The sequence below is a fragment of the bacterium genome, assembly GCA_030654305.1.
GTDB lineage: Bacteria > Krumholzibacteriota > Krumholzibacteriia > LZORAL124-64-63 > LZORAL124-64-63 > PNOJ01.
This window is the reverse complement of record JAURXS010000280.1, coordinates 1-10,750: the sequence shown is the minus strand read 5'-3', so window position 1 is coordinate 10,750 and position 10,750 is coordinate 1. Positions and strand designations below refer to the sequence as shown.

The following is a 10,750-nucleotide window of genomic DNA, read 5'->3' as shown; positions in this document are numbered from 1 at the left end:
ACCACCGCCCGGTTGTGGACGATTTCCTTGCGCACGTGCAGGGGACCCTCGACAAGCGGGAGCAACTGCTCCACGATGGCGATCGCCCGCTCGACGCCGGCACAGAACCCGCGCGGCCCGGCGACCAGCAACGTTCTCTCTTGCGAGGAGGGGGACATGCGAACCTTTCACTGCGGCGCGAGCCCCGGACGCGGTGTCAGACCCAGGATTCGCAGCAGGATAGGCCAGTTCGGCGAGCGGGGCAAATTCCAGGTTGCGGGGACTTGACAGACCAGTATAATCATATATAATTGTATTCGCAGTTGATTGTATATAGACCCCGACACGGGAGGCTCGATCATGACACTCCACCGGATCCTGCGGCTCGTGGCCGGCGCCTTCGTGCTGCTGAGCCTGGCCCTGGCCCACTTCGTCAGTCCCAACTGGTTGTGGTTCACGGCCTTCGTCGGTCTGAACCTGCTCCAGTCGGCCTTCACCGGCTGGTGCCCCCTGATCACGATACTCAAGAAGGCCGGCGTCCCGGAGACTCGCGACGCGGGTCCCCGCTAGCCAAACGATCGTCCGGAGAGGGAGAACCATGCAGACTCCAGGCAACAAGACGGGATCGGGGCTCGCCGCCGGCGGCGGTCTCCTGATGGTCCTGGCGACGCTGTCGCTCCTGGCCGGTCCCGCCGCCGCGGCCGCGGACACCGGGCTCGAGGAGATCGGCGTCGTGCGCGACGACACCCTGTACGTCGACCGCGCGTCGGTGATCACGGCCGCGCTGCGGCACAACGAGATGCTCGCCGCCAGCGGCGAGATGCGGGCCGCCGCGGACGCGGAAGCCCTCGGCGCCTGGCGCGGCTTCCTGCCCCGCGTCTCGCTCGGGGCGTACCGGCTGCGCACCGACGACGCCCTGTACGGCTTCGGGTTCAAGCTGAACCAGCGGCGCGCGACCATGGCCGACTTCGCGGCGCCGCCCGCCGGCAACACCCTGAACGAGCCGGGCATCGGCGAGAACAACATCATGCAGGTGCGCGTGCAGCAGCCGGTGTTCAACGCCGGCATGGCGCTCTACGGCAAGAAGGCGGCCGACGCGATGGCCGGCGCCGCCCGCCACGAGCAGGCCCGCGCCGCCGAGACGGTGCGCTTCCACGCCGTGCAGGCCTACGAGGGCCTCGTGCTGGCCAAGGCCTACGAGAGCGTCCTGCTGGCCGCGCTCGCCTCGGCCGACGGGCACTTGGAGCAGGCCCAGGCCATGGTCGACAACGAGATGGCCACCGAGGCCGACCTGCTCCAGGCCAAGGTCCACCGCGGCGGCCTGCGCCAGCGCCTGATCGAGGTGCGCAACCTGGCCGCGACGGCGGGCGAACACATCCGGTTGCTGACCGCCGTGAACACGTCGCTGCCGCTGGCCCCGGCCGCGGAGGCCGCCCCCACGGGTGCCGCAGGCACTTCGGGCGCCGCGGTCGTCGCGCACGATCCGCCAGCCGGCGCCGCCGAGCGTTCCGACGTGCTCGCCGCCCGCGCGCAGGCCGCCGCCGCCGCGCACATGGCCAAGGTGGCCCGCGGCGCCATGCTGCCGCACCTGAACCTGCAGGCCGAGAAGAACTGGTTCCACCGCGACGAGCTGTTCGGCGACGAGGCCGACAGCTGGACGTTCGGCGTCTACGCCACCTGGGACGTCTTCTCCGGCCTCGAGGACGTGGGCGCCCTGCGCAAGGCCCGCGCGCAGAGCCGCGCGGCCGCTCACATGGCCGACTTCGCGCAGCGCCAGGCCGGCCTCGAGCTGGACCAGGCCAGCCGGGAGGTCGGCGCATCCGCGGAACGTCTCGCCGTCGCCGCCGACGCCGTGGTGTCCGCGCGGGAGAGCCTGCGCATCGTCGACGAGATGTACCGCGAAGGCCTCGCCTCGATGGTCGACCTCCTGGACGTGCAGGCCATGGCCACGCAGACCGAAGGCGACCTCGTCCAGGCGCGGCACGACCTGCGCGTCAGCGAGGCCAGGACGATCTACGCCGGGGCCATCGACCCCGAAGCCGGCCGGGAGGACCGCGAATGAACAACCTGCGGAGGAATCACGCCATGAAGAACGCCATGCTGCTGGCCGCGACCGGCCTGCTGATCGCCGGCCTCGCCGGTTGCGGCGACGAGAAGCCCGCGACGCACGCCGCCGCGAAGGAAGTCGCCTGCGAGACCGCGACCGCCGAGCTGACGACGCTGCCGGTGACCGTCGGCGCCGTCGCCAGCGTCGAGCCGGCGGTCCGCGCCCACGTCAGCACCCGCATGATGGGCTGGGTCAGCCGGATCCACGTGCGCGAGGGCGACGCGGTGCGCGCCGGCCAGGCGCTGCTGAGCATCGACGACAAGGACCTGCGCGCCCGGCGCGAGCAGGCCGAGGCCGGCGTCCGCGAGGCCGAGGCCGTGGTCGCCAACGCCGAGGCGACCGCCGCGCGCTTCCGGAACCTGTACGAGCGCAAGGCCGTCTCGAAGCAGCAGCTCGACGACGTGACCACCGGGCTGGAACGGGCCCGCGCCGGCCTGGCCCAGGCCCAGGCCGCCCGTTCCGAGGCGGGCGTGCACCTCGGCTACCTCAACATCGTCGCGCCCGCCGCGGGCGTGGTGACGCGCCGGATGGTCGAGGTGGGCGACATGGCCTCGCCCGGGCAGCCGCTGATGTACGTCGACCAGCTCGACCGCCTGAAGGTGGTGGCCGCCGTCGGCGAGCGGGACGTGTCCCTGATCGCGGCCGGCGACACCGCCCGCATCGCCGTGACCTCGCTCGACGGCGCCGTGTTCGCGGCCCCGATCGCCCGCGTGATCCCGTCGGCGAACCCCGGCTCGCGCACCTACGACGTCGAGCTGTACCTCGAGAACCCCGATCCCCGCCTGCGCCCCGGCATGTTCGCCCGCGTGGACCTGACCACGGGCGAGCGCCGCGGCGTCCTGGTGCCCCGGTCCGCGCTCGTGGTGCGCGGCCAGCTGACCGGCGTGTTCCTCGCCGGCGAGGACGGGACCGCGCGCCTGCGCTGGGTCCGCCTGGGCGACGAGAGGGACGGCATGGTGGAGGTCCTGTCCGGCCTGTCGGGCGGCGAGACGGTCGTCACCGGCAGCGCGACGCCCCTGAACGAGGGCGACCGGGTGGTGACGCGGTCATGACCCACCAGCCCGGGCAGTACGGCCCCGCCACGAAGCTGGCGCAGGCCTTCATCAACTCGAAGCTTACCCCGCTGCTGATCGTCGCGATGCTCCTGCTGGGCATGTTCTCGCTGTCGCTGACGCCGCGCGAGGAGGAGCCCCAGATCGTGGTGCCGATGATCGACATCATGGTCATGCTGCCGGGCGCCGACCCGGCCGAGGTGGAGAGCCGCCTCGCCCGCCCGCTCGAGCAGCGGATCTGGGAGGTCGAGGGCGTCGAGTACGTCTACACCAGCAGCTACCCGAACTTCGCCCTGGTCACCGCGCGCTTCCTGGTCGGCCACGACATGGAAAAGGCCATGGTGCGCGTCTACAACAAGCTGGCCGGCAACCTGGACCAGATGCCGCCGGGCACGCTGCCGCCGCTGGTGAAGGTCCGCTCCATCGACGACGTGCCGATCATGTCGCTCACCCTGTGGAGCAAGGACTACGACCACTTCCAGCTGCGGCAGATCGCCGGCGAGCTGAAGAACGAGATCCAGGACATCGAGAGCGTCTCGGTCGTGGACGTGGTGGGCGGCCGCAAGCGCAGCCTGCGCGTCGAGCTGGACCCGCAGCGCATGGCCGCCTTCAACGTCACCCCGCTGTCGGTGGTGCCGGCCCTGCAGTCGGCCAACCAGAGCCTGCCGGCGGGCTCGTTCCCGGCCCTGGACCGCCAGTTCACGGTCGAGGCGGGCTCGTTCCTGACCTCGGCGCAGGACGTGGCCGACCTGGTGGTCGGCGTGTTCGGCGAGCGCCCGGTGCGCCTGGGCGACGTGGCGACGGTCACCGACGGCCCGTCCGACGTCGACAGCTACGCCTTCCACGGCCTCGGGCCGGGGTACGCGTCGGAGGGCGGGCACGGCGGCCACGGGGCGGCGACGCTGGCGGCCGGCGAGGGCGGCTTCGCCGCGGGCGGCGAGTACCCGGCGGTGACCGTCTCGGTCTCCAAGCGCAAGGGCAGCGACGCCACCCGCGTGGCGGCCCACGTCCTGGAGAAGGTGGAGACCCTGCGGGGCCGCCTGATCCCCGGCGACGTCAACCTCACCGTCACGCGCGACTACGGCGAGACGGCGCAGCACAAGGCGAAGGAGCTCATCTTCAGCCTGATGCTGGCGATCCTGCTGGCGGTGGTCGTCGTGCTGCCGGCGATGGGCTGGCGCGGGGCGCTGATCATCTTCCTGACCATCCCCACGACCTTCGGCCTGACGCTGTTCACCTACTACATCCTCGACTACACGCTCAACCGCGTGACGCTCTTCGCGCTGATCCTGGTGACCGGCCTGGTCGTGGACGACTCCATCATCATCGTCGAGAACATCCACCGGCACTTCAAGATGGCCGGCCGCCGCAGCCTGCTGGCGGCCCTGCAGGCCATCGACGAGGTCGGCAACCCGACCATCCTGGCCACCTTCACCGTCATCGCCTCCGTGTTGCCGATGGCCTTCGTGCGCGGCCTGATGGGCCCCTACATGCGCCCGATGCCGGTGGGCGCCTCGCTGGCGATGCTCTTCTCGCTGTTCATCGCGCTGGTGGTCGCCCCCTGGCTGGCCGTCCGCCTGCTCGGTCACAAGGACAAGGACGCCCTCGACGCGACCGGCGGCTTCGCCGACGACCCCGAGTTCGCGGCCAAGGAGACGGGCTACCACCTGCACGAGACGCGCATCTTCAAGCTCTACAGCCGCCTCATGGCCCCGCTGATCGCCGACGGGCGCAAGCGGATCCTGGTGTTGGGCACGGTCGCCCTGCTGACCGTGGCGGTGTCGCTGCTCTTCGTGACGCGCACCGTCCAGGTGAAGATGCTGCCCTTCGACAACAAGAGCGAGTTCCAGGTCATCGTGGACATGCCCGAAGGCACGACGCTCGAGCGCACCACCGAGGTGGCGCGCGAGATCGGCGACTACCTCTCCGGCGTGCCCGAGGTCACCGACTACCAGCTCTACGCCGGCGTGCCCGCGCCCGTGAACTTCAACGGCCTGGTGCGGCACTACTTCCTGCGCCAGGGCCCGACGGTGGCCGACCTGCAGGTGAACCTGCTGCCCAAGGGCGAGCGCGACGCGCAGAGCCACGACATCGCCAAGCGCGTGCGCGGCCCGATCCAGGAGATCGCGAAGCGCCACGGCGCCGCGGTGAAGATCGCCGAGGTGCCGCCCGGGCCGCCCGTGCTCTCGACGCTCGTCGCCGAGGTCTACGGCCCGGACCTCGCCAGCCGCGTGGAGGTCGCGCGGCAGGTGAAGGAGGTCTTCGAGACCACGCCCGGCGTGGTGGACATCGACTGGTTCGTCGAGGCCGACCAGACCCGCTACCGCTTCGTCGTGGACAAGGAGCGCGCCGCGGTGCGCGGCGTCGGCACCGACCAGGTGGCCCGCACGCTGGCCGTGGCCCTGGGCGGCTTCGACGCCGGCCTGGCCCACATCCCGGAGGCGGTCGAGGCCGTCCCCATCACCCTGCGGCTGCCGCAGGCCGACCGCTCGAGCCTCGAGGCGCTGTCCGACCTCTACGTCTACTCCAGCGCCGGGGCGCTGATCCCGCTGTCGGACGTGGTGAGGATCGAGACCTCGACGCTGCCCCAGAGCCTGCACCGGCGCAACCTCAAGCCGGTGGTCTACGTGACCGCCGATGTGGCCGGGGAGCTGGAGTCGCCGATCTACGCGATCCTCGACATGAAGGAGCGCATCGCGCAGATCCCCCTGCCCGACGGCACCGAGCTGAAGCAGCACTTCAAGGCGCAGCCCGGCGACAGCGAGCAGCCCAGCCTGAAGTGGGACGGGGAATGGCACATCACCTACGAGGTGTTCCGCGACCTGGGCCTGGCCTTCGCCATCGTGCTGGTGCTGATCTACCTGCTGATCGTGGGCTGGTTCCAGAACTTCGTGGTGCCGATCCTGATGATGATCCCGATCCCGCTGACGCTGGTGGGCATCATCCCGGGGCACCTGATCTTCGGCGCCTTCTTCACGGCCACCTCGATGATCGGGTTCATCGCGCTGGCGGGCATCATGGTCCGCAACAGCGTCCTGCTCATCGATTTCATCGAGTCGCGCCTGAAGCAGGGGCTGAGCCTGGAAGAGGCGGTCATCGAGTCCGGGGCCGTGCGGTTCCTGCCGATCGCCCTGACCGCGGGCGCCGTGATCACGGCCTCGTCGGTGATGGTGTTCGACCCGATCTTCCAGGGGCTGGCGCTGTCGCTGGTGTTCGGGGCCATGGTGTCGACGCTGTTGACGGTGGTGGTGATCCCGCTGGCCTACTACATGTACAAGAAGTAAGGTGATTTGCGGTGTCGATATTTAACTTGTGTTAAATATTGATATCGAGGCACGAAACGCGTAATGTCGGCAGTACGGGGCAAGTCGGTTTCTCCCTCCAACCCCCGCCGACTTGTCTTGAGGCCGATCGGGCTCCGGCTCGATCGGCCGTTTTCATCTAACAGCTTGATCCAGATGACGTTGGCCATATTGACGACTTGAAAGATATGATATCGTGGGCAATATCTAGGGATTGTCTGAACGATGGGATCTGTGATAGAATGTCCTCCCCGCCAATGCTATAAGGCACGTTGCACCGCCTCGCGGCGGGGCGCTCTGATCCTGTCCCATCATGAGTCCTGGCCTAGCCAGAGAAGGGGTCGAACATGAGAAAAGCTCTCGTCCTAGCCCTGGCCCTCGTCATGCTGGCCGGCGTCTCGGCCGCGGGGAACGTCTCCCGCGGTTTCGAGAAGTACGTCGGCGGCATGCTGGGGAGCGATGAGATCACCGTCCTGGTCGTCCTGCAGGACCAGGTCGATGTGGCTGCCCTCGATTGGCAGCTGCACAACGCGAAGACCTCCATGGAGGACCGCCACGCCACCGTGGTCGGCGCCCTCCAGGATGTTTCGAAGCGCTCCCAGGGCCGGCTGCTGGCCGACCTGGCTGCGAGCAAGGCTCTCGGCGAGGTCAAGGGCTACACGCCCCACTGGCTCGTCAACTCGGTCGTCGTGCGCACCACGGTCGACGGCGCCCGCGCCCTCGCGCTGCGCGACGACGTCGAGATCGTCGAACCCAACCTCGAGATCGAACTGATCGAACCCGCCACCGAGCGCCAGTCCAAGGGCTTCGACAAGGACACCGCCGGCATCGGCATCACCCCGGGCGTGGTCGCCGTCGGCGCCCGCCGCGTGTGGAGCGAGCTGGGCATCAACGGCACCGGCGCCGTCGTCGGCGTGCTGGACACCGGCGTGGACGGGACCCATCCCGCCCTGTCGGCCCGCTGGCGCGGCAACTTCGCGCCGGCCGCCGAGTGCTGGCTGGACGCCGCCAACCTGGGCGACCCCTCCTTCCCCGTCGACCGCCACTACCACGGCACCCACGTCATGGGCACCATCACCGGTCTGGCTCCGGACGACTCCATCGGCGTGGCCCCCGGCGCGCAGTGGATCGCCACCAACATCATCAACTCCAGCACCGGCGCCGCGTTCGACAACGGCGTCATCGCCTCGCTCGAGTTCATGGCCGATCCCGACGGCAACCCCCTGACCCTGGGCGACGTCCCCGACGTCGTGCAGAACAGCTGGGGCGTCAACGAGAACTTCACCGGCTACTTCGACTGCGACAGCCGCTGGTGGGCCGCGATCGACAACTGCGAGGCCTCGGGCGTCGTGCTGACCTGGTCGGCCGGCAACGAGGGCCCCGGCTCCACCACCCTGCGCAGCCCCGGCGACCGCGCCGCGAGCCCGTACAACTGCTTCAGCGTCGGTTCGACCATCGACACCCCGCCCTACACGATCAGCAGCTTCTCGAGCCGCGGACCGTCGGGCTGCGGCGGCGCCTACGCCATGAAGCCCGAGATCTGCGCCCCCGGCGACAACGTCTACAGCGCCGAGCCCGGCGGCACCTACCAGTACCTGGGCGGCACCTCGATGGCCGGCCCGCACATCGCGGGCGTCGTCGCCCTGATGCGCTCGGCCAACCCGGGCCTCGACGTCATCACGATCAAGCAGATCCTGATGGACACCGCCATGGACCTGGGCACCGTCGGCGAGGACAACACCTACGGATTCGGCTTCGTGCAGGCCTACGACGCCGTGCTGGCGGTCATGCAGGGCTACGGCACGGCCGCGGGCGTCGTGACCAACAGCGTCACCGGCGATCCCATCGCCGGCGCTCTGGTCGAGGTCGTCGGCACGCCGCGCGCCGCCAACACCAACGCCCTGGGCCTCTACTCCATGATGATGGAGCAGGGCTCCTACACCTTCGACTACTCGGCCTTCGGCTACCTGCCCGGCTCGCAGCCGGTGTCGGTCGTCGAGGACGTCACGACCACGGCCGACATGGCCCTGGTGCCGGCGCCCTCGGCCATGATCTACGGCTACGTGTTCGACGACTCGGCGGCGCCGGTCAGCGGCGCGACGGTCCGGGCGCTGGGCACCCCGGTGACCCCGGCCACAACCGACGGCACCGGCTACTACGAGCTGACCCTGCCCGTCGGGACGACCTACAACGTGCTGGCCCAGGCCTACGGCATGGGCAGCCAGCAGGTCGCCATCAACCTGACGGCGAACGTGCAGCAGGACTTCACGCTGCCCGCCCTGATCTTCGAGAACTTCGAGAGCGGCGGCCTGACGCTGTACCCGTGGGAGACCTCGGGCAACGCCGACTGGTTCGTGACCACGACCGACGCCTACGAAGGCACGCACAGCGTGCGCAGCGGCGACATCAGCGACTCCCAGGCGTCGGTGCTGGCGCTCACGCTGAACGTGCTCGCGGCGGGGAACATCGAGTTCTACTACCGGGTGGAATCCGAGGCGAGCTACGACTACCTGCACTTCGCCATCGACGGCGCCGAGCAGGGCTCGTGGTCCGGCACCGTGCCCTGGACGCTGGCGTCCTTCGCGGTGGGAGCCGGCTCCCACACCTTCACCTGGACCTACGACAAGGACAGCTCGGTCAGCACCGGCGCCGACTGCGCCTTCGTCGACTTCATCGTCTTCCCGACGATCGTGCCCCCGGCCTACCCGTCGGTGGCCTGGTCCCCCGCCAGCCTGAGCGAGACCCTGCCCCCGCTGGGCATCTCCCAGCAGTTCATCACGCTGGACAACAACGGCGCCGGTGAACTGTCCTGGACCGCAGCGGCGAACATGGACCTGCCCGGCACCGATGCGGCCGCGCAGCCCGAGGCCATCGACCTGCCCAAGGGCGCCGTCGACACCCGCGAGGGTACGTCGCCGCTGCTGGGCTCCGGCGGCCCCGACGGCTTCGGCTACACCTGGATCGACAGCGACGCCTTCGGCGGCCCCGCCTACAACTGGGTCGAGATCAACGGCGTCGGCACGGCCCTGACCGACGGCGACGACATCACGTCCGCGCCGCTGAACCTGGGCTTCAACTTCAGCTTCTACGGGACCGACTACTCGGCCGTCCGGGCCTGCTCGAACGGTTGGCTGTCGTTCTCCTCGACGGTGACGACGTACACCAACGCCGCCATCCCCAACGCGGCCGAGCCCAACAACCTGATCGCCCCGTTCTGGGACGACCTGAACCCGCTGTCCGCCGGCACGGTGTACTACTACGCCGACGTCGCCAACCAGCGGTTCATCGTGCAGTGGGACGCGGTCGTGCGCTACGGCACCTCGGAGGCCGAGACCTTCCAGGCCATCCTGAACGCCGACAACACGATCGTCCTCCAGTACAAGACGATGACCGGCACGCTCACCGCGGCGACCGTCGGCATCGAGAACGCCGCCGGCACCGACGGCCTGCAGACCGTGTTCAACGCGGCCTACGTCCACAACAACATGGCCGTGCTGTTCAGCTCCGTGCCGCCGCCGGCCCCCTGGCTGTCGATCGCGCCCGCGAGCGGCACCCTGCCCGGCAACACCGCCGGCGGTCTGATCGCGGTCAACTTCGACGCGACCGACCTCACCGACGGCATCTACACCGGCAACGTGGTGATCACGACCAACGATCCGGATCACATCCAGATCGTGGTGCCGGTGACGCTGACGGTCACCGGCTCGGTGGGCGTCGAGGATCCGGAGGGTGACGACCAGCCCGGGGCGAACGCGGTGCCGCGCGTCACGCAGCTGTTCCAGAACTCCCCGAACCCGTTCAACCCGTCCACGGTGATCAGCTTCGACCTGTCCCGCCCGTCGGCGGTCTCCCTGGAGATCTACGACCTGCACGGCCAGGTCGTGCGTCGCCTGGTGCAGGGGCACCTGTCCGCCCAGCACCACACCGTCACCTGGGACGGCCGCAACGACGCCGGGCAGCCGACGCCTAGCGGGACTTACTTGTACCGGTTGCGCTCGGATGAGATGACCTACTCCAAGAGCATGCTGCTCCTGAAGTAGCTGGTTCTGGTTCAGAAATTGTCCCTAGCAGAGGCGAGGCCCCGCGGCCTCGCCTCTGCCGTCTCTTCAGAACGCATACTTCAGCCCGTGCCGACGGTTCACCGCCAGCGCCACCGTCTCCACACCGCCTTCGTAGTACTGACTCCAGCTCGCCGGCAGCTCGATCCGCGTGCGGAACAGCCGCACCTTCAAGATGTCTCGCACCGTCAACACCCGTTCGGTCGCTCCCCGCAGCATCGCCGGCGTCACCGCCGCACCGTTCTCCCACCG

Annotated in this window: 7 protein-coding genes; 5 read left to right on the top strand and 2 right to left on the bottom strand. The window is 69.4% G+C overall.

What is annotated here, in order from left to right:
* Positions 1–158: 4-hydroxy-3-methylbut-2-enyl diphosphate reductase (gene ispH, locus Q7W29_08140; GenBank protein MDO9171786.1), on the bottom strand; the 158-nt coding region annotated here is incomplete at its 3' end.
* Between the two features lie 181 nt (positions 159–339).
* Here ispH and Q7W29_08135 point away from each other — a divergent pair.
* The 5 genes from Q7W29_08135 to Q7W29_08115 all read left to right on the top strand — a co-directional run bounded on the left by Q7W29_08135 (position 340) and on the right by Q7W29_08115 (position 10,480).
* Positions 340–549: a DUF2892 domain-containing protein gene (locus Q7W29_08135; protein MDO9171785.1), complete on the top strand. Its 210-nt coding sequence runs from the start codon at positions 340–342 to the stop codon at positions 547–549.
* A gap of 28 nt (positions 550–577) precedes the next feature.
* Complete coding sequence (locus tag Q7W29_08130; GenBank protein ID MDO9171784.1) at positions 578–2,041, top strand: TolC family protein; 1,464 nt, start codon at positions 578–580, stop codon at positions 2,039–2,041.
* Between the two features lie 23 nt (positions 2,042–2,064).
* Positions 2,065–3,138 carry an efflux RND transporter periplasmic adaptor subunit gene (locus Q7W29_08125; GenBank protein MDO9171783.1) on the top strand — a complete coding sequence of 358 codons (1,074 nt, stop codon included), beginning with the start codon at positions 2,065–2,067 and terminating at the stop codon, positions 3,136–3,138.
* A complete protein-coding gene (locus tag Q7W29_08120) occupies positions 3,135–6,422 on the top strand; it encodes an efflux RND transporter permease subunit (GenBank protein MDO9171782.1) in 3,288 nt (1,095 codons plus the stop codon). The genes Q7W29_08125 and Q7W29_08120 overlap by 4 nt, the downstream gene beginning before the upstream one ends.
* A gap of 365 nt (positions 6,423–6,787) precedes the next feature.
* Entirely contained in the window at positions 6,788–10,480 is a 3,693-nt protein-coding gene (locus Q7W29_08115; GenBank protein MDO9171781.1) for a S8 family serine peptidase, read from the top strand.
* Between the two features lie 66 nt (positions 10,481–10,546).
* On the opposite strand, the gene Q7W29_08110 is transcribed toward Q7W29_08115, so the two are convergent.
* Positions 10,547–10,750: hypothetical protein (locus tag Q7W29_08110; protein ID MDO9171780.1), on the bottom strand; the 204-nt coding region annotated here is incomplete at its 5' end.